Source organism: Thiomicrorhabdus sp. (assembly GCF_041583835.1).
GTDB lineage: Bacteria > Pseudomonadota > Gammaproteobacteria > Thiomicrospirales > Thiomicrospiraceae > Thiomicrorhabdus.
On sequence record NZ_JBFHFC010000010.1, the window covers coordinates 14,890 to 34,207 of the forward strand.

Here is a 19,318-nt window from a genome sequence, read left to right on the forward strand (position 1 = left end):
CATGCCGAATACGCCCAATATCGCCATTGTCGGCGCTGGGTTGATAGGGAGAATGCTGGCGGTCAGCCTGAGCGAATCCCATAAAGTCACGCTATTTGACCGTGATGACCGTCAAGGAACGCTTAGTGCCGCCCATCTGGCGGCGGCCATGCTTGCACCTTTAGCGGAATCTGCGGACAGTTCCTTGAGCGTGATGCAAATGGGCCAACGCAGTCTGGAGCTGTGGCCCGGCATTCTGGAAAAATTGCAGAAACCGGTCTTTTTCCAGCAAAACGGCAGCTTGATTCTCGCCTATGAGCAGGACTACGGCAATCTGGTTGATTTCGGCCACCGTATCAAGGGCGAACCGGGTAAGGAATACGCCAGCCTGACATCATTACAGCTCGAAGAGCTGGAACCGGAACTGGCCCGACAGCCGCACACCTTCCAGCATATCCTCTGGCTTCCCGAAGAAGGCCAGTTGGACAACCGCGAGTTGCTTGAAAGTTTGGCAAGCACGTTGGAACAACGCAATGTGGTTTGGCACCAAAACACCGAGGTATCGATCGAAAACCGCCAAGTAGTCTACGACGGCCAACGCCAATCGTTCGACTGGGTAATCGATTGCCGCGGCCTGGGGGCTAAAAACCAAATCCTGCAAACCGGTTCCGAGCCCGGCAAACACAAGTTGCGCGGCGTGCGTGGCGAAGTGGTCCGGCTTTATGCACCGGAAGTCAATCTGAACCGGCCCGTTCGCTTGATGCATCCGCGCTATCCGATCTATATCGCACCGAAAGCGGACCACCGTTTCGTGGTCGGTGCGACTCAGATCGAAACCGAAGACCAGCGCCAACCGACCGTACGTTCAGCTCTGGAACTGCTGTCAGCATGCTTCAGCGTGCACAAAGGGTTTGCCGAAGCGGAAATACTGGAAATCAAATCCGGCTTGCGCCCGGCGCTTGAGGACAACGAACCGAAAATCCGGGTCGACGGCAATCTGATCCAAGTCAACGGCTTGTTCCGTCACGGTTATCTGCTGGCACCGGCCATGGCCGAGCAATGCATTGCCTTGATCGATTCCGCTTTGCCGAAACCGCCCGTTTTTGAACATTTAATCGAATTTACCGAGAATCGCCATGACTGATACTTTTCAAATCCTGGTCAACGATACACCGCAACAAGCCAACGGCGATACCACCTTGGCCGATGCCGCAACCCAATTTGGCGCACAAGCGCCTTATGCGCTGTTGCTGAACCAGAATTTCGTACCCAACTCGGAACATGACCGAATCACTCTCAACCCCGATGACGCCATCGAGGTCATTTCCGCAATCCAAGGGGGATAAGATGACAACCGAACCACTTAACATTTATGGCACCCAACTCGACAGCCGACTACTGATCGGCAGTGCCCTCTACCCGTCACCGGACGTGATGCAACAATCCATCCAGGCGTCCGGTGCCCAGGTCGTCACCCTGTCGCTAAGCCGCCAGAATCCGGAAGCCAACGGCGGCGCCAGTTTCTGGGAGATGATCAAGTCACTGGGCTTGCACCTTTTGCCGAATACTGCAGGCTGTCATAGCGTTACCGAAGCGGTCAACATGGCTAAGATGAGCCGTGAACTGTTCCAGACCGACTGGGTCAAACTGGAACTCGTCGGAGACGACTACAACCTTCAACCCGACCCGATCGAACTGGTCAAGGCCACCGAAATCCTGTTGAACGACGGTTTCAAGGTACTGCCCTACTGCACTGACGATTTGGTGATTGCCAGACATCTGGTGGAACTGGGCTGCGAAGTGATCATGCCTTGGGGCTCACCGATCGGTACAGGGAAAGGCCTGCTAAACCCTTATGCCTTGCAGGCGATCCGCGACCGCTTCCCGGAAGTCACCCTGATCGTCGATTCCGGTATCGGCAAACCTTCCCACGCCACTCAAGCGTTGGAGATGGGTGTGGATGCGATTCTGCTCAATACTGCCGTCGCCCAGGCAAAAAATCCGGTGATGATGGCAACCGCTTTCGCCCGTGCCATCGAAGCGGGCCGTCTGGCCTATCAAAGCGGTTTGATCAGCGAACGCTCCACCGCCAAACCGAGTACGCCGACACTGGATAAACCTTTCTGGCATCAGATGAACTATGGCTGATATCCAATCCAAGCGCCCGGTCATCTGGAGCATAGCTGGTTCGGACTGTAGCGGCGGTGCCGGCATTCAAGCCGACATTAAAAGCGGTCATGCGATCGGCTGCGAAGTCTGCACCCTAATCACCGCCAACACCGTGCAAAATTCTCGTCGATTGCAGTCGGTCAATCCGGTTCCTGTGGCTTTGTTACAACAGCAGTTCGACTGCCTGTTGGAAGACAAACCGCCCAAGGCAGTCAAAATTGGTTTGATCGCCAATAACCAACAGCTCGACTGGCTGATCCAGAGCCTGAGAACTCTTAGGGAAAACCTACCTGAGCTGATCGTGGTACTGGATCCGGTCATGAAAGCCAGCGTCGGCCAGGATCTTGTCGTGGAGTCCATGGGAGCGATGCTGTTCGACGAACTTTTGAAACTCGTCGACGTCATCACCCCCAACCTTTCGGAAGCGGCTAGCTTGGCGGAAGATGACGCACAAAAAGGCTCTCCGTCAGAATGGGCCGATCGGCTTTTACACAAGGGCTGCCGGGCGGCTGTCATTACCGGCGGACATGGTGAGTCCGAACAGATTGTTGTGGACGACTGTTTTTTCGATGGTCAGCACCTTACACTGGAATCTCCGCGTACAACAACCGGTTACGGTCACGGCAGCGGCTGCAGTTTATCCACCGCCATCACAGGTTTCATGGCTCAAGGCTATCTGTTGCGCGACGCCTTCATTCAAGCGCAAGCCTTCATCAATAAGGCCTTTGCGCTCTGTCCGCAGGACATGGGATATTACGGCGCACTGATCCAACCTAGCTGGCCGGTTGAAAAACAATTTTATCCACAGGTTGTTCTAAACAAGTCTTTAGAGTCGATTTCTCATTCTGGATTTGCGAATCTGGGCACTCAAAAACCGGGACTTTACCCTGTGGTGGATTCGGTTGAATGGCTTGAAAGACTGATGCCTCTTGGTATCGAAATCATTCAATTACGACTGAAGAACAAGACCGAAACCGAACTCCGCCAATCCATCGAGCAAGCCGTCGCTTTATCCGAACGCTATCCGACCCGCCTGTTCATCAACGATTACTGGCAGTTGGCAATCGAATACGGTGCTTACGGCGTCCATCTGGGGCAAGAAGACTTACAAGCCCTTTCGGATGAAGAATTACAGAGCATACAAAAATCCGGAATCCGCCTGGGAATCAGTACCCACGGTGCTTACGAGTTCCTGCTGGCACAACAGATCAAACCCAGCTATCTGGCAATCGGTGCGATTTTCCCGACCCGTACCAAAGACATGACCGGTCAAATACAGGGCGTGGATAACCTGCGTGAAATCCTGAAATTGAAAACCGGTATCCCGGTGGTCGCAATCGGTGGTATCACACTCGAAAATGCGCCCGACGTCATTTCAACCGGTGTCGACAGCATTGCTGTGGTTACCGCCATCACACTTGCCGAAAACCCGGAAAATGTGATCAAGCGCTTCAAACGGCTACTTGGTTCCGCTGAAGGCTGATCAAACATTGTCCCGCCCTTACTCACAGCGGGACAAATCACTCTGAAACCTCTCTTGAACCAAATGCATTTCGATGTTCAATTAAATTAAGATCCCCCCTTTGTTAATGCCCGTTTACACTTCTTTATTCAAGAACATTCATAAATTCAATCGCAATTCCACTCAACCAAAATACGAGATTTTGCTAAAATTACATTTATTAAAGGCCTAAAAAGGAGGCAATCACAGTGCTACGATTTGTCGGTATTCTGTTGATTGCTGGATTGTTTCTAACCACCGCCAAGGCGCAGCCGAACATCCATCAACAAACCATGCAAAGCTTGTTGTCGCAAGAGCGGTTACCGCTTGTCGACGGCCAGGATTCCGTACGCCTATTCCATAAAGAGATGCTGAAACAATTCTACCGTCAACGGAATTATCAGCTAGCTTGGCAAGCCGACAACCTAAGCGATCAACTGCTTTCAGCCATTGATCAAGCCATCAACGACGGTTTGGATCCATCGTATGCCGGTTACCACAAAACGCTCATTTCCCGTTTAGCTTACCCTTTATCGCTTGAGGAGCGCGTGTTACAGGATTTACTCTTAAGCGACGCTTTCATTACTTTAGGTTATCACCTGTTTCACGGAGTCGCCTTCGGCACGGAAATGGATACACTCCATCGTGCCGTGCCCATGAAAAAAATAAATATGCAGCAAGTCTTAAGTGAAGCATTGCAAACCGGACAAATTGCCAAAACCTTAACGGAACTCGCTCCAAAACATGCCTATTATCTCAATCTTAAAACCGCATTACGCCGTTATCTAGCCATTGCCGAGCAAGGCGGTTGGAATGAAGATCCCGAAGCGTATCAGGATTATGATGAAGTCAAACAGAGACTCTCCATTACCGGCGAATTCAATTGCAAACCCGCTGATATCAATTTAATACCCCCTCCTATTCAACCCGAAATCAAACCGATTGAATGGGTGTGGGGTAAAACGGAAGTCAGCGAAAAAGCGCCTGATGTCAATAAGAGCGAAACGGAAAACGATGCCGAACTCGAAGCCATGACTTACGCGGTTATGGAGTTCCAACAACGCCACCATATTTCCGTCGACGGTGCTATTGGCCCGCAAACACGACAAAAAATGGCGGAGAGCGTGCAAAGCGCCATCGATAAAATCCGTCTCAACTTGGAACGCTGGCGCTGGTACAACTCCATCGTTTCGGATAATTATGTCATGGTTAATATTCCCAACTTTTCACTGCAATACGTGAATGACACTCAAGCCTTGTCGATGAAAGTGGTTGTCGGACAGAAAAAACGCCCGACCCCGATAATGGAAGCAAAAATGAGTTATCTGGTTTTCAATCCATACTGGCGTATTCCCAAAACCATTCTGGCCGAAGACATTCTGCCTAAACTCAGAAAAAATAAGAACTACCTCAACAGTAAACAAATCAGCTTGTTTAACAGTTCGGACAGCACTGAAAGCCACCCTTTAGATTCCACAAGCATTGATTGGCAAAACACCACAAAAAAAGGCATGCTGCGCTACACTTTCCGCCAAGAACCGGGAGTTCAGAATCCTCTTGGCAGGATAAAATTCATGTTCCCGAATAGTGAGGACATCTATATACACGACACTTCCGCGCGTTATCTTTTCAAAAACAAGGCTTATTTAGTCAGCTCAGGCTGTGTTCGAGCAGAGCAACCGATGGAATTGGCCTATGAAGTTTTGAATCACGAGCAGCCGGAGTTCACACGCCAATACCTTGACCAACAAATTCAAAACGGAGATCGGCAGGTCGTTCACCTACAGGAAAAAATTCCGGTTTACCTTACCTATCAAACCGCTTGGGCTGATAAAAACGGTCGGCTTGATTTGCGCAACGACGTTTACGGCATTGACGATAACTTAATGACTTTTATGAAAAATACCTTGAAAATGTACTTAAACTGATTTATGGTATAATTTCACATATTCAAAAAATGCACGGGGTGGCCATGTCGATACACAATCAAATGAATCGCAGATCCTTTTTAAAACTAGGTGGAATGGGAACCGCAGCAGCTTTAGCACCGACTTCGTTATTTGCAAGCATGCAAAAGCAGCAATCAAAAGAAGAATTTCGTACTCTTTCGTTTTACAACCTGCATACCGGTGAATCCTTGAAAACGACTTATTGGGAACAGGGAATCTATCATCCCGAAGCACTTGAAGAAATCAGTCATGTGTTAAGAGACTTCCGTACGAACGAAACCCACGATATGGATATTGCTTTATTTGATCTGTTACACGATATCCGTAATCAAACGGGAAGCAAAAAATCGTTTAATGTCATCTCCGGCTATCGCTCTCCGAAAACCAATGCCATGTTGCACACAACGACCCAAGGCGTTGCAACCAAAAGTTTGCACATGGTCGGAAAAGCGATCGACATCAACCTACCCGGTTTTAAACTGGCGGATTTAAGAAAAGTCGCCATGCACCAGAGACAAGGTGGCGTTGGATTCTACCCTAAATCGAATTTCGTCCATGTAGACACCGGACGTGTTCGCTACTGGTAAATACGTTAAAAACCTATAAAAAAGCCGGAGTTTATCTCCGGCTTTTTTATTTTCAATCGCAAAGCTTGTTTGAGTCGTTTTAAGCGACGGCACTCCCCAGGCGCTGACGATATTGCTTCGACAGCTCAGGATCCGAAGACGACAACATATTCAAAATCGTTACGATCATTTCACGTGCGGCTCCATCCTTGTAATTAGGCTCCTGCTCGAACAAAGCAAACAGGCTTTCCAAACCACCTTGGTAATCATGTTCCGCGACCAGACACACCGCCAAATCGAAATAAGCATCAAAATCCAACGGATTCTGATCCAGACGATCAAACATCGCCTGCTTACCTTCGGTTTCACTCGCCAGTTTCTTAAACGTTAACTGACCGATCAAGGCTCTCCCCGTCTCGCTTTCTTTCTCTTTATTCGGCAAGCGATTAAAGATGTCCGTCGCTTGATCCAATGCATTCACGTCCAACAACACCTGCACCATATCCATCGCCACTCGTGTATTGCTCGGATCGATTCTAATCGCTTGGGTCAACAGGCTAACAGCGCCGGCCACATCACCTTGGAGATGCATTTCCCGCGCTTGCAAACGCATCTCGTCGGACTCGCGGGAGATACCGAAATCTTTGAGCAACGCCGTTAATTCATCCAGCTGCATCAATCCCTCTTCGGTACGCACCACTTCGGTATCCTTAAAGACTTTAAGCGTCGGCAAATTGGTTACGCCATACTTTTCTGTCAATTCGGGTTGTTCGTCGATATCGACTTTTGCAAACACGAACTGGCCTGCAAATTCATGCGCCAGTTCCGTCAAAGAACTTTCCAACGCAACGCACGGACCCGAATACACCCCCATAAACTCGACAATAACGGGAAGCTTATAGGAATTCATTAACACCAGATCGTTAAACGACTTGGCGTTGACTTCAAAAACATATGCTGCTTGATTGCTCACGGAATCACCTTAGTAACTTTTTTAATATTAAATAAATTATACCGGGCAAAAAATATTATGAGATAACGGTTTGTTGGGGTGTTTATAAACATAAGTATATGCATCTACTTACCTTAAGCACGTTTTACCGAACTAACAGCTTCATTAATCGTTGATTGATAAGCAACGCTTATGTATTTTGACATTGACTCCATGTTGCTCTTTTTTCGATCCAATGATGTTAAGATAGCAGTCAAATTTAATAATACCGATCCCATTGCATAACCATGCTTAGAACCCTTCTCTTGCTCCTTGCCTTTTCCAGCCTCCTTTCGGGGTGTGCGTCCTATGGCGTGATCGGCAACCTGGAAAAAAAACGCGTCTCTCCTCAGCCGCCCTACTCGGCGCTTTCGATCATCGGGCAGAAACCGTTTGGAAACGTCAGTTTAATTCTGGCGTTTTCCGGCGGAGGTTCTCGAGCCGCCGCTTTGTCTTATGGCGTTCTGCAAGAATTACGGGATACACAAATCCAGATTCAAGGAAAAAACGTTCGCCTCTTGGATGAAGTCGACGTCATCAGTTCGGTTTCCGGTGGAAGTTTTACCGCGGCCTACTACGGATTGAACGGGGAAAAAACCTTTAAAGATTTCGAAGACGTTTTTTTGAAAAAAGATATCGAAGGCAACCTGATCAGTAAAATCATGACTCCGTTTTTATGGTTTTCGGACCGGGGACGAACCGAAGTCGCCGTCGATTATTATGAACAATCGGTATTCAAAGGCGCCACTTTTGCAGATCTTCGCCAAAAAGATGGCCCCCTAATTATCATTAATGCATCCGATCTAGGCAACGGTATCCGCTTTTCTTTCATTCAAGAATATTTCGACCTACTGTGTTCGGACATTAATAGCTTTCCGGTTGCGCGAGCGGTTACCGCGTCTTCTTCCGTGCCGGTGGTTTTCGATCCGGTCGTTATCCGCAACTATCACGACTGCCCAAACAAGCAGAACAGCGCTCTGCTTGTGCTCGAGCAGGATCAATTCACAACTTATGAAATGAAATCGATTCGACAGGGATTGCAACAATACCTTGAAACCGATAAACGCCGCGATTACATTCACTTAGTGGACGGCGGAATCACCGACAACCTTGGTCTGAGAGCCATATACGAAGTATTGGAACTGATGGGCGGCCCGGAGGCAATGCTTAAAAAGGCTCAAATTCAACCGTCCGGTCAATTTGCCGTGATTGCCGTTAATGCATCCACTCACAGCAGTTCGGACATAGGTACAAGCAATAAGGTTCCCGACATAGAGACCACAATCAATGCCGTGACCGACATACAGTTGCACCGCTATAACAATTCCACGATCGAGGGCTTTCAAAACGGTATGCAGAAATGGAGCAAAGCGCTCTCAACCCCTGAAAAACCGGTCACACCCTACTTTATCGAAATCGGTTTCGACGCAATAAAAGACCGTAAAAAACGCAACTTCTTCAACAGTATCCCAACCTCTTTCTCGCTGACAGAAGAGCAGATCGATGCCCTGATATCCGCAGGACGGACATTGTTAAGAAATCATCCAAAGTTTCAGGAGTTGCTTCGCAACATGCAGCTCCCCGAGCCTAAAAAGGGCCATACACGTTCGAGAAATAAAAAAGGCGGACTTCCCGTTTTGTGAAGTCCGCCTTTGAATAAACATTAAGGGTTTGGTTAAAAAATAATCCGAACTAAACCTGCTGTTCCGCCGCTTTTCGTTTTTGCTTTTCGGCTCTCGGTTTTAAAACCAGTTCGCTCAAAAGCAACAAACCCGCCCCGACGCTGATAGCAACATCGGCAACATTAAACGTAGCGTAATGCCAGGTTCCGATGTAGAAATCGATAAAATCGGTCACACGACCTTCAACCACTCGATCAATGACATTACCGATGGCACCACCTAAAACCAGATTAATCCCGATCGTCTCCGAATTTAACTGATTAGGCAATTTCTTCAACCAGAAATAGAGAATGGCACTCACAACCACTGCCAAAGCAGTGAAGAACCAACGCTGCCATCCCCCCATATCGGCTAGAAAACTGAATGCGGCACCATGATTATAATTCAAGGTCCAGTTCAGATTCGAGATCACCGCTACCGGCTCGCCAAAACTCAAGGTACTGACGGCCCACACCTTAGTCAGTTGATCAACGATAATCACCAACAATGCAAACCAAAGAGTACGCACTGCGGACTTTGACATAGGCAAGTTATTTTGTTGACTAGGCATAGTGACGCACTTCCCCGTCGCCCTCGACATTGTCTACACAACGCTGACACAACTCAGGATGCGCTTCAATCTGCCCGACCTCTTCACGGTGGTGCCAGCAACGAGCACATTTCGGTTTATCGGTGGCGCCTGCATCGATCCACAGACCGGACAGTTCGGATTCAACCGCACTTTCCGGCTTCTCGGCCAACGGTTTGACCGCAGCATCCGAAGTAATCAATACAAAACGCAACTCATCTTCCAACTTGTTGATTGCATCGAACAAACCGTCGTCGCAATACAACGAGACTTCTGCCGTCAATGAACCTTTGATGATTTTGTCGTTACGAAGCTGTTCCAACTGCTTGGCAACCGCAGAACGCACTTCCATCAACTGAGTCCAATAAGCTGAATTCATCTCTGCCGATTCGTCCAGTTCGGTCAAACCTTCATACCAGGTAGAAACGAAAACGGTTTGCGTGCGCTCACCCGGGATCGCCTGCCAAATCTCTTCCGCCGTAAAACTTAGGATCGGTGCAATCCAGCGGCTTAATGCTTCTACGATATGATACAACGCAGTCTGAGCTGAACGTCGTGCCAAACCGTCCGCCTTACAAGTGTATTGGCGGTCTTTGATCACATCCAAATAGAATGCCCCTAATTCGACCGAACAGAAATGCGTGACAGCCTGATAGATCGCGTGGAAACTATATTCATCGTAAGCCGCCGTGATCTCTTTCTGCAATTTCGCCGCATGACCGATTGCCCACTTATCCAACGGCAACAAATCGTCATAAGCAACTAAGTCGGTCGCCGGATTGAAACCGTTAATGTTCGCCAACAGGAATCGCGCTGTGTTACGGATACGGCGATACGCATCCGCGGTACGGCTAATGATTTCGTCGGAAACCGTCATCTCGTAACGGTAATCCGCGGCCGAAATCCATAGGCGCAAAATATCCGCGCCGTATTTGTTTGCAATCTCCTGAGGAGCAACGACATTCCCTTTTGACTTAGACATTTTCTTACCGTCTTTGTCCACGGTAAAGCCATGCGTCAACACCTGCTTGTACGGAGCCTGTTCTGACGTCGCCAAAGCCGTCAATAAAGACGACTGGAACCAACCGCGATGCTGATCGGAACCTTCCAGATACAGATCAGCAGGCGAATACAGTTCGTCACGCTGATCTAATACCGTATAGTGCGAAATCCCGGAATCAAACCAGACATCAAGGATATCCGTTACCTGTTCGTAATCGTCCGCTTCATCACCCAAGAAGTCCTGTACATCCAAATCGTACCAAGCATCGATCGACTTTTCTTCAACCAGCTTAGCGACTTCTTCCATCAACTCGACCGTACGAGGGTGCATTTCACCCGTGACCTTATGAACGAAAATCGTAATCGGCACACCCCAGAAACGCTGACGCGAGATACACCAATCCGGACGGCCGTCAATCATGCCTTCAATGCGGTTTTGACCCCATTCCGGAATCCACTCTACTTTCTTAATTTCGGCCAATGCCCGGTCGCGCAATCCGCCTTCCGTCATTGAAATAAACCACTGCGGCGTAGCACGGAAAATCAATGGCGTTTTGGTACGCCAACAGTGCGGGTAACTGTGCTCGATCACTTCGATATGCAACAAGGCCTTATGCTCTTTCAACACTTCGATGACATGATCGTCAACTTTCAATACGTTTTCACCTTCGAACAACGGCGTGCCGGCCACATAATTCCCGTTACCGTCTACCGGACAATCCACTTCCAAATCGTATTTCAGACCGACAGCAAAGTCTTCCTGACCGTGGCCCGGAGCCGTGTGAACACACCCGGTCCCCGCTTCGGTGGTGACGTGCTCACCCAGGATCAACGGTACGATGCGGTCATAGAAAGGATGCTGTAAACGGATCAATTCAAACTGTTCACCACGACCGTAAGCAATCACACGGTAATGATCGAAGCCCCATTTATCCATCGCATCTTTGATCATCGCTTCCGCCAGGAACAAACGTTCCGGACCGTGCTCGCCTTCTACCTGAACCACGGAATATTCCAATTCAGAATTGATTGATACGGCTTGGTTGGCCGGTAGCGTCCATGGCGTAGTCGTCCAAATGACGACCGACAAAGGCCCTTCGCCTAAATGGTCTTCCACATGATGACAACGTTCAAAAAATGCGTTTTCGTCAACAACCTTAAAACGCACGTCAATCGACTTGGAACGCTTCATTTCATATTCGACTTCCGCTTCCGCCAACGCCGAATGTCCGCCGACAGACCAGTAAACCGGCTTAGTTCCTTTCACAAGGTGACCGTTCTGAATGATTTTAGACAGAGCACGAATTTCGTTGGCTTCGAATTTGAAATCTTTAGTCAGATAAGGGTGTTCCCAATCAGCCATCACACCCAAACGCTGAAAGTCGGCCATTTGACCTTCTACCTGTTGCTGAGCGTAATCTCGACAAGCCTGTCTGAATTCGGTCGCACCGATTTTCTGACCGACTTTCCCCTTCTTCTTCTCCACATTCAACTCGATCGGCAGACCGTGACAATCCCAGCCCGGAACGTACGGCGCATCAAAACCGCTTAATCCTTTGGACTTCACAATCATGTCTTTCAACACTTTATTCACCGCATGACCGATGTGAATATTACCGTTAGCGTACGGAGGACCATCGTGCAGAATGAACTTAGGACGACCGGCCATATGCTCGCGAACCGTTTGATACAATGACTCGGATTGCCAAGCTTCTACCTGCTTTGGCTCGCGATTAGGCAGATTTCCACGCATCGGGAAATCGGTTTCTGGAAGGTTTAGTGTCGATTTATAATCAGTCATGCTCTAGCTTCTATATCGGAGTTAAAGTTTAATAAAATCAAATAGTAAAATACTGTCTGGCCTGTTTAGCATCAAGACGAATCTGTTCGGTTAACGCCTCAATGCTCTCAAATTTCAGTTCCGGACGAATGTAATGCTGTAACGTCACATCCACATGCTGCCCGTATATCTCGTCGGCCCAATCGAACAGGTGTACTTCGATCGAAGGCCGCTGCCCGTTCACTGTCGGGCGAATTCCCAAGTTGGCCACCCCCGGCCATGGTTTATCTGCAATCCCGTCTACGGTTACGGCAAATACGCCTTGAACCGGCATCTGTAAACGTTTCGGATTCAAATTCAAGGTCGGAAAGCCGATGGTACGCCCTAATTTCTGTCCGTGAATCACACGTCCGCTAAACTTGAAAGGACTGCCTAACAACGCTTCCGCCCTTTCCAAATCCGGTTTAGCCAGCGCACGTCTTACCCGCGTGCTACTGACTCGCTTACCGTCCACGTTATAAGTCGGCATGTCGGTCACCGTAAAATCACTTTGCTCGCCCTGCGCCTGCAAATACGCGAAGTCGCCCGAACGCTGTTTGCCAAAATGAAAATCGTCGCCCACTACCAGATGTTTTACGTTCAATCCATCCACCAGTATCTGTTGGACGAATTGTTCTGCGGTCAAGGCTGCGAATCGGCTTTCAAAACGAATGCACAATACATAATCAATTTCGGTCTTCTGAAACGCGCGGATTTTCTCGCGGAAATTCATCAACCGTACCGGCGCTTCTTGCGGAGAGAAAAACTCGATCGGCAAGGGTTCGAACAGCATCACCACACTCGGCAAGCCACGCGCTTTCGCCTCGGCGGTCACCGCTTGCAACACCTGCTGATGCCCCAAGTGTACGCCGTCAAAATTCCCAATGGTCAATACACAGCCGTTCACTAGTGAACCCTGAAACAAATCTAAATTGTGCAAGCCTCGAATTAACTGCATCTCACCGTGTTTATCTTTTGATTGGGAATGAAAAAACAAGCCGTAAATTATACCGTAACTCAGTGATTAACTGTTTGTAAATCTTTTAAAAATTCGACTTAAAAGCCAATGAACAACGCTTATTTCTTGATCATCTTTTTCGGATTAAGACCCAATACCATCAAGGCTATGCCATAAACAACCATCGCCCCGATCACCAAGCCCGTCAACCAGGCCATTCGGTGCCAGGCATCAAACGCCAACCAACTGGCGGTGGACGGTGATAGCAATACAATGAAAGCCACCAATGCCGCATTCGCGAGCAAAACCTGTACAAACAATTTCTTCCACCCGGTCAATGGCGTGAACACCTGCTGCTTCTGCAAATACCAATACAATAATCCCGCATTCACAAAAGCGGAAAATGTCGTCGCCGCCGCCAGACCGACATGAGCAAACGGCCCAATCAAAATCAGGTTTAAAACCGTATTCGTTACCAATGCCACCACCGCGACCTTAACCGGCGTTTTCATATCCTTACGCGAATAGAAAGCCGGAGCGAGAATCTTCACCAGAATGAAACCAAGCAGACCGAACGAATAAGCCATCAGACTCATGCCCGACATGGTCACATCCTGCTCGGTGAAAGCACCGTAATAAAATAGCGATACAATCAACGGTTCGGCCAGCAACAATAACCCTAACGTCGCCGGTAAACCGATTATCAAAACCAGACGTAACGCGGTATCCAGATCTTCCTGGAATCCTTGCCAATTTTCGTTCGCGGCTTTTTTCGACAAGCCCGGTAGCACCACCGTTGCCAAAGCGACGCCAAAAACGCCCAGCGGAAATTCCATCAAACGATCGGAATAATAGAGCCACGAAACCGAACCGGTCACCAGAAACGACGCCAGCACCGTATCGACCAATAGGTTAATTTGCGCCACCGACACCCCAAATAATGCCGGCAGCATCAAGCGTTTAACCTCACCGACGCCAGGATCGGTCTCTTTAGAGGGATGCGGCAGCAAACCCAATCGATACAGAAACGGCAAATGAAACAACAACTGCACCACCCCGGCAACCAACACCCCCCAAGCCAGAGCCATGACCGGAATATCCAACAACGGCGACACCCAAACGGCGAAACTGATCAGCACCAAGTTTAAAAAGACCGGAGTAAACGCCGGCACCGCGAACTGATTGTAGGTATTCATGATGGCGGACGAAAACGCCACCAAGGAGATCAGTAACAGGTAAGGGAAAGTGATCGACAACATATCCGAAGCCAGTCCGAACTTAACCGGATCGTCGATAAAGCCCGGCGCGAATACCATCATCCACAAAGAGGAGCCGAATACGCCGAATGCCGTCAGAAGTAAAAGAATACCGCCCAAACGGAAACTGATTGCATTGACTAAATGCTTGACCGCTTGCTGACCGCGTTTCTCTTTGGCTTCTGCCAATACCGGAACAAACGCTTGCGAAAAAGCGCCTTCGGCAAATAGACGACGAAAAAAGTTAGGAATTTTAAACGCCACAAAAAACGCATCCGCCCCCATGCTGGCACCGAAATAACGAGCGATGATCACGTCGCGCACAAAACCCAACACACGTGAGATCATCGTCATTCCACCAACAGTAGCGGTCGCTTTTATAATTCTTTTCAAAATGGATTCTTCTGTTTATTCATTAAGTTCCCGCATTGTATCAAAGCTCCGTCAAACACGCATTTAAAGCATATTAACGTTTCATGATAAGGGTTCCTATCCACCTTAAATTATGCAAAGATTAACCTTAAAACTACGTAGTTACTTCCGATTACAAAACAGGTAAAACCGATGAAAGCTGCTCAACTGTTTATACACTGTCTGGAAAACGAAGAAGTCCAATACATCTTCGGCATCCCGGGTGAAGAAAACCTAGACTTAATGGATGCATTACTGGACAGCAAAATCCAATTCATCCTCACCCGTCACGAGCAAGGTGCGGCGTTCATGGCCGACGTCTACGGCCGGCTTACCGGTCACGCCGGAGTTTGTTTATCCACACTCGGGCCCGGCGCCACCAATCTGGTCACCGGTGTAGCCGATGCAAACATGGACCGCGCGCCGGTCGTTGCAATCGCCGGACAGGCCGCCACCAACCGTCTGCATAAAGAAAGCCATCAGGTATTGGATTTGGTCAACCTATTCGAACCCATTACCAAATACAGCACTCAGATACTGACGCCGGACATCATTCCGGAAGTGGTACGAAAAGCATTCAAAGTCGCTCAGTCTGAAAAACCCGGTTGCTGCTTTATCGACTTTCCGGAAAACATCGCCGGCTTCGAAGTCAATAAACTACCGCTCAAAAAACAGAGCCCGCTGCCTCCCGAACCCAACAGCCTAAAAGTACAGCAAGCGGCGGAAATTATCAGCGAAGCACAATACCCGATTATCATTGCCGGGAACGGTGTTGTCCGTTCGAACGCCAGCGACGCTTTAGAAGAGTTCGCTTCCAAACTCAATATTCCGGTAGCCACCACCTTCATGGCGAAAGGGGTCATCTCCTGCCATCATGAACTCTCTTTGGGAACGGTCGGCTTACAAGCCGAAGACTATATATCCTGCGGCATCAACCGTGCCGACGTAGTGATCTGTGTAGGCTACGACATCGTCGAATATCACCCTTACCTATGGAACCACAATCCCGAGTGCAAAATCATCCATATCGACAGCCAACCCGCCGAGGTGGATGAATATTACATTGTTGAAGCCGGTCTGATCAGCGATATCGGCAGCGCTTTGGCTAAAATCTCCGCACTCAGTAAACGCCATCAACACCCTGTTTACCAACCACTTAAAAAACATATCGACGAACACTTGCACGCCCATGAAAACGATGCCAATTTTCCGCTAAAACCGCAGAAGATACTTCATGATCTGCGTGCAGCTTTGCAACCCGAAGACATCGTCATCTCGGATGTCGGCGCACATAAAATGTGGATAGCCCGCATGTATCAAACCCTGTCGCCCAATACCTGTATCATCTCCAACGGTTTCGCCTCCATGGGCATTTCGTTGCCCGGTGCGATTGCCGCCAAACTGGCTAAACCACAACAAGTGGCGGTCGCCGTTACCGGAGATGCGGGTTTTTTAATGAACGTCCAAGAGATCGAAACGGCCGTACGCCTGCAAATACCTGTCATCGTCCTAATCTGGAACGATCAACACTACGGCTTGATCAAATGGAAACAAGAGAATCATTTCGGGCGCGAAAGCAATGTCGCTTTCACCAATCCCGATTTCGTTAAGCTGGCGGACGCCTTCGGCGCTAAAGGTTATAGAATCAAGGCTGCAAACGAACTTTTGCCTACATTGCAGCAGGCGATTCAAGATAACTGCGTCGTACTGATCGATTGCCCGGTGGATTATTCCGAGAACCTGAAACTGACCGAAGAACTCGGCCATCTAATTTGTCCGACCTGATAAGCATTATGCCGTTGTATAAAGTCGGGAAAACTTATCCGGTTTTACAAACGACTTAAAAAATCAGGCTGTTTTATCGACCTGTTTCAATACTTTTGCCTTATAAACAAACGTGCCGAACGGAATCAACGAGGCAAGCAACCCCAAAAATCCTTTTGCTTCGGAAACATGGCCTTTGATGACATGATAGAAAAGCACCACATTAAACGCCAAAAACAAGCCGCCGTGCGCTCGCCCGACCAGGCTGACCGCTTCCGGCATACCGTAATTGTATTTCAGTGGCATCGCCACAAACAATAACAACAATAAAGACGTCCCTTCCAGTAACGCCATAAATCTTAAAAATGCCATTCCATAACCTTATTTGATAAACGTGAGACATAAAAAAACCGGGATAAATCCCGGCTTTTTCGATTCTTTACTTTCTAAGCTAAAGAATTACGCCATCGCTTTGATGCGAGCGTTTAAACGGCTCTTGGTACGAGCGGCTTTGTTCTTAGCGATAATGCCTTTACGAGCCATACCGTCAAGGTTTGACTGAGCGTCACGGAATGCAGCGTTAGCTGCTGCCTGATCACCAGTGTCGATCGCTGCATAAACTTTCTTCAAAGAAGTACGCATTGCAGAACGCATAGAAGCGTTATGTTGACGTTGTTTTTCTGCCTGACGTGCGCGTTTTGCTGCTTGTGCTGAGTTTGCCACTTTATTTCTCCAATTTGTTTTTACGTGTTAACGATCCGTAGACCTATCATTAACAATTAACACAACATTGTCTTATGCGTACACAAGAACAATGACTACGTTGTTTAGATCAAACCACCATTAATAAACGAATGATTCGAAAGGATTGAGAATTATCCACAATCCGAACAACACGGTCAAGTTTTATTCCAAAAATTAACCACTTATTAAAACCCGACAGATCCGTTAAGTTTCCAAAATAATTAAAAAACTATCTTTTATGTTTAAAAAGGAGGATTTTTGTTCAAGGACAAGGCGCAGATTGGCGACGTGTACTAATGTACACGAGGCAATCTGCAACGCAGAGATTGGACAAAAAGACCCTTTTTATTCGCGGTGATATGGGTGGTTGTTGATTACCGACCACGCTCGGTATATCTGTTCCGCCACCATAATCCGCACCATCGGGTGCGGCATGGTCAATTTGGACAATCCCCATTTCCATTGGGCTTGCTGCAAGATACTCTGATCCAGTCCGTCCGGACCGCCGACAATCAGAGCAATATCCTGACCGCCTGACAACCACTCTTCCATTTTATCGGCCAACCCTTTTGTGGTGACCTGCTGACCGTGCTCGTCCAGCGCAATCACACGTGCGCCTTTTGGAATCGCAGCCGAAATCCGCTTGGCTTCCTCGGCTTTCATCTGCTCGACGGAACTGGTTTTACCGCGTTGCGCCATTGGCAACTCCACCAACTTCAAACTACAAGCTTTAGGCAAACGTTTCTCGTATTCCGCATAACCTTCCTGCACCCATTTAGGCATTTTCTGTCCGACGGTAATGAAATGAATGATCACGAGAATTCCTGAGATTTTCTGATTGACGGGTTTGAAAAGCCATCCGGCAAGATGGCCTTTCAACCTCAGCGCCGAACTAGCACACAGTCGGCGGCTGAATAACGATAAAGCACAATTCGGCTGGACGCTTACTCGCCTTCCGAGTTAGCCGTAGATTTCACATCCCAAAGTTTTTCAAGTGCATAGTGCGCACGTGCCGCTTCTGTCATGACATGAACGATCGCATTACCCAAGTCGACCAGTACCCAGTCAGGCTGAGGCCCGGCTTCAACACCCAAAGGAGGATATCCGGCGTCTTTAAATGCCAACGCAACCGCATCGCCCGTCGATTTAACGTGAGTCGTTGACGTACCCGTCGCGACCACCATCAAATCGGCAAACGAACTCACACCCGCAACATCCATAACTTGAATATCACGTGCTTTACTGTCTTCCAAGCTCTGTACGATAAGCTCTTTAATTTCTGATAATTCCATATTTTTTATTCTTTTCCTTTATTCACATCCCGATAGAGGTGATGCTGTTGTATATAGTCTATGACGGCCGGCGGCATTAAATAATCCACCGACTGTCCTTGCTGTAAATAATTTCGTAAGGCCGTCGCGCTCAGATCCAACTGTGTAACCTGAACATCGACAATCTGCTCGCACGGCTGAGAAAACGTTTTAACGTGATGCGCCCGTAAAATTTGTCCCGCCTCGCAATAAAGCGGCAAGGCTTCTCCCGGACGATGCGTAACCGCGATATTCGACAACTGCAAAATCTCACGCCAGTTATGCCAAGTATGAAAATTTGCAAACGCATCGGTTCCCATAATCAGTACCAACGCCGCATCAACACCCAAACTTTGCTTCAACGCAACTAAGGTATCAACCATGTAAGACGGTCCGCCGCGATCAATCTCGACCGTATCCAGGCAAAACTTTGGTTGCCCTTTAATCGCCAGCTCAATCATCGCGCATCGCTGTTCTGCGGACACACTGGGTTTTCCGCGATGGACCGGTTGATAACAAGGTACGAACCGTACTTGCTCCAAACCGAGTTTCTGTTGAACTTCCAATGCCGGCCGCAAATGCCCGAAATGAATCGGGTCAAACGTGCCGCCGTTAATGCCGATTAAACGCATATCGGTTCAACAGCCAT

18 protein-coding genes are annotated in these 19,318 nt (G+C 48.5%); 8 read left to right on the top strand and 10 right to left on the bottom strand.

Translation table 11 applies throughout. The features are described from left to right. Position 1 precedes the first annotated feature (1 nt). The 6 genes from thiO (at position 2) to ABY044_RS06925 (ending at position 6,185) form a co-directional block, all read left to right on the top strand. Positions 2-1,123, top strand: coding sequence for a glycine oxidase ThiO (thiO, locus tag ABY044_RS06900; protein ID WP_373019490.1), 1,122 nt, complete (start codon positions 2-4; stop codon positions 1,121-1,123). Beyond that, complete coding sequence (thiS, locus tag ABY044_RS06905) at positions 1,116-1,325, top strand: sulfur carrier protein ThiS (RefSeq protein ID WP_373019491.1); 210 nt, start codon at positions 1,116-1,118, stop codon at positions 1,323-1,325. Before thiO ends, thiS begins: the two co-directional genes overlap by 8 nt. Position 1,326: 1 nt before the next feature. Beyond that, complete coding sequence (locus ABY044_RS06910; protein ID WP_373019492.1) at positions 1,327-2,127, top strand: thiazole synthase; 801 nt, start codon at positions 1,327-1,329, stop codon at positions 2,125-2,127. After that, positions 2,120-3,631 carry a thiamine phosphate synthase gene (gene thiE, locus ABY044_RS06915; protein ID WP_373019493.1) on the top strand — a complete coding sequence of 504 codons (1,512 nt, stop codon included), beginning with the start codon at positions 2,120-2,122 and terminating at the stop codon, positions 3,629-3,631. Before ABY044_RS06910 ends, thiE begins: the two co-directional genes overlap by 8 nt. A 227-nt stretch (positions 3,632-3,858) precedes the next feature. Further along, positions 3,859-5,577, top strand: a complete 1,719-nt coding sequence (locus tag ABY044_RS06920) for a murein L,D-transpeptidase (protein ID WP_373019494.1) — start codon at positions 3,859-3,861, stop codon at positions 5,575-5,577. A 44-nt stretch (positions 5,578-5,621) separates the two neighbouring features. After that, the gene (locus ABY044_RS06925; RefSeq protein ID WP_373019495.1) at positions 5,622-6,185 is read left to right on the top strand and encodes a DUF882 domain-containing protein; all 564 of its coding nucleotides are present in this window, start codon (positions 5,622-5,624) and stop codon (positions 6,183-6,185) included. Positions 6,186-6,264: 79 nt separating this feature from the next. On the opposite strand, the gene ABY044_RS06930 is transcribed toward ABY044_RS06925, so the two are convergent. Then, entirely contained in the window at positions 6,265-7,137 is an 873-nt protein-coding gene (locus tag ABY044_RS06930; RefSeq protein ID WP_373019496.1) for a tetratricopeptide repeat protein, read from the bottom strand. 266 nt (positions 7,138-7,403) lie between these two features. On the opposite strand from ABY044_RS06930, the gene ABY044_RS06935 reads away from it, so the two are divergent. After that, a complete protein-coding gene (locus ABY044_RS06935; protein ID WP_373019497.1) occupies positions 7,404-8,798 on the top strand; it encodes a patatin-like phospholipase family protein in 1,395 nt (464 codons plus the stop codon). Positions 8,799-8,847: 49 nt separating this feature from the next. Here ABY044_RS06935 and lspA read toward each other — a convergent pair whose 3' ends face one another. From lspA to murJ, 4 genes are all read right to left on the bottom strand, one after another. Further along, the gene (gene lspA / locus ABY044_RS06940) at positions 8,848-9,387 is read right to left on the bottom strand and encodes a signal peptidase II (RefSeq protein ID WP_373019498.1); all 540 of its coding nucleotides are present in this window, start codon (positions 9,385-9,387) and stop codon (positions 8,848-8,850) included. Continuing rightward, positions 9,380-12,208 carry an isoleucine--tRNA ligase gene (gene ileS / locus ABY044_RS06945; RefSeq protein ID WP_373019499.1) on the bottom strand — a complete coding sequence of 943 codons (2,829 nt, stop codon included), beginning with the start codon at positions 12,206-12,208 and terminating at the stop codon, positions 9,380-9,382. Before ileS ends, lspA begins: the two co-directional genes overlap by 8 nt. Before the next feature lie 37 nt (positions 12,209-12,245). Then, on the bottom strand, positions 12,246-13,184 hold the full coding sequence (gene ribF, locus ABY044_RS06950; RefSeq protein ID WP_373019500.1) for a bifunctional riboflavin kinase/FAD synthetase: 939 nt from the start codon (positions 13,182-13,184) through the stop codon (positions 12,246-12,248). A gap of 119 nt (positions 13,185-13,303) precedes the next feature. Further along, positions 13,304-14,833, bottom strand: a complete 1,530-nt coding sequence (gene murJ / locus ABY044_RS06955) for a murein biosynthesis integral membrane protein MurJ (RefSeq protein WP_373019501.1) — start codon at positions 14,831-14,833, stop codon at positions 13,304-13,306. Positions 14,834-15,004: 171 nt separating this feature from the next. Here murJ and ABY044_RS06960 point away from each other — a divergent pair, with 171 nt between their 5' ends. Continuing rightward, positions 15,005-16,636 (top strand): acetolactate synthase large subunit, encoded by a 1,632-nt coding sequence (locus ABY044_RS06960; RefSeq protein ID WP_373019502.1) that lies wholly within the window; start codon positions 15,005-15,007, stop codon positions 16,634-16,636. Between the two features lie 63 nt (positions 16,637-16,699). Here the strand turns inward: ABY044_RS06960 and ABY044_RS06965 are convergent, their stop codons facing one another. From ABY044_RS06965 to nadD, 5 genes are all read right to left on the bottom strand, one after another. After that, a complete protein-coding gene (locus ABY044_RS06965) occupies positions 16,700-16,987 on the bottom strand; it encodes a DUF3817 domain-containing protein (RefSeq protein ID WP_373019503.1) in 288 nt (95 codons plus the stop codon). An 87-nt stretch (positions 16,988-17,074) separates the two neighbouring features. Beyond that, a complete protein-coding gene (gene rpsT, locus ABY044_RS06970; protein ID WP_373019504.1) occupies positions 17,075-17,338 on the bottom strand; it encodes a 30S ribosomal protein S20 in 264 nt (87 codons plus the stop codon). A 366-nt stretch (positions 17,339-17,704) separates the two neighbouring features. Next, positions 17,705-18,175 (bottom strand): 23S rRNA (pseudouridine(1915)-N(3))-methyltransferase RlmH, encoded by a 471-nt coding sequence (gene rlmH, locus ABY044_RS06975; protein WP_373019505.1) that lies wholly within the window; start codon positions 18,173-18,175, stop codon positions 17,705-17,707. A 128-nt stretch (positions 18,176-18,303) separates the two neighbouring features. Further along, complete coding sequence (rsfS, locus tag ABY044_RS06980) at positions 18,304-18,651, bottom strand: ribosome silencing factor (RefSeq protein WP_373019506.1); 348 nt, start codon at positions 18,649-18,651, stop codon at positions 18,304-18,306. A 5-nt stretch (positions 18,652-18,656) separates the two neighbouring features. Further along, positions 18,657-19,301, bottom strand: a complete 645-nt coding sequence (nadD, locus tag ABY044_RS06985) for a nicotinate-nucleotide adenylyltransferase (RefSeq protein ID WP_373019507.1) — start codon at positions 19,299-19,301, stop codon at positions 18,657-18,659. Positions 19,302-19,318 lie beyond the last annotated feature (17 nt).

Bases quoted from the DNA above. Each gene is read 5' to 3' on its own strand.
- thiO (WP_373019490.1), top strand. From the start codon at position 2: ATGCCGAATACGCCCAATATCGCCATTGTCGGCGCTGGGTTGATAGGG.
- thiS (WP_373019491.1), top strand. From the start codon at position 1,116: ATGACTGATACTTTTCAAATCCTGGTCAACGATACACCGCAACAAGCC.
- ABY044_RS06910 (WP_373019492.1), top strand. From the start codon at position 1,327: ATGACAACCGAACCACTTAACATTTATGGCACCCAACTCGACAGCCGA.
- thiE (WP_373019493.1), top strand. From the start codon at position 2,120: ATGGCTGATATCCAATCCAAGCGCCCGGTCATCTGGAGCATAGCTGGT.
- ABY044_RS06925 (WP_373019495.1), top strand. From the start codon at position 5,622: ATGTCGATACACAATCAAATGAATCGCAGATCCTTTTTAAAACTAGGT.
- ABY044_RS06935 (WP_373019497.1), top strand. From the start codon at position 7,404: ATGCTTAGAACCCTTCTCTTGCTCCTTGCCTTTTCCAGCCTCCTTTCG.
- lspA (WP_373019498.1), bottom strand. From the start codon at position 9,387: ATGCCTAGTCAACAAAATAACTTGCCTATGTCAAAGTCCGCAGTGCGT.
- ileS (WP_373019499.1), bottom strand. From the start codon at position 12,208: ATGACTGATTATAAATCGACACTAAACCTTCCAGAAACCGATTTCCCG.
- ribF (WP_373019500.1), bottom strand. From the start codon at position 13,184: ATGCAGTTAATTCGAGGCTTGCACAATTTAGATTTGTTTCAGGGTTCA.
- ABY044_RS06960 (WP_373019502.1), top strand. From the start codon at position 15,005: ATGAAAGCTGCTCAACTGTTTATACACTGTCTGGAAAACGAAGAAGTC.
- ABY044_RS06965 (WP_373019503.1), bottom strand. From the start codon at position 16,987: ATGGCATTTTTAAGATTTATGGCGTTACTGGAAGGGACGTCTTTATTG.
- rsfS (WP_373019506.1), bottom strand. From the start codon at position 18,651: ATGGAATTATCAGAAATTAAAGAGCTTATCGTACAGAGCTTGGAAGAC.
- nadD (WP_373019507.1), bottom strand. From the start codon at position 19,301: ATGCGTTTAATCGGCATTAACGGCGGCACGTTTGACCCGATTCATTTC.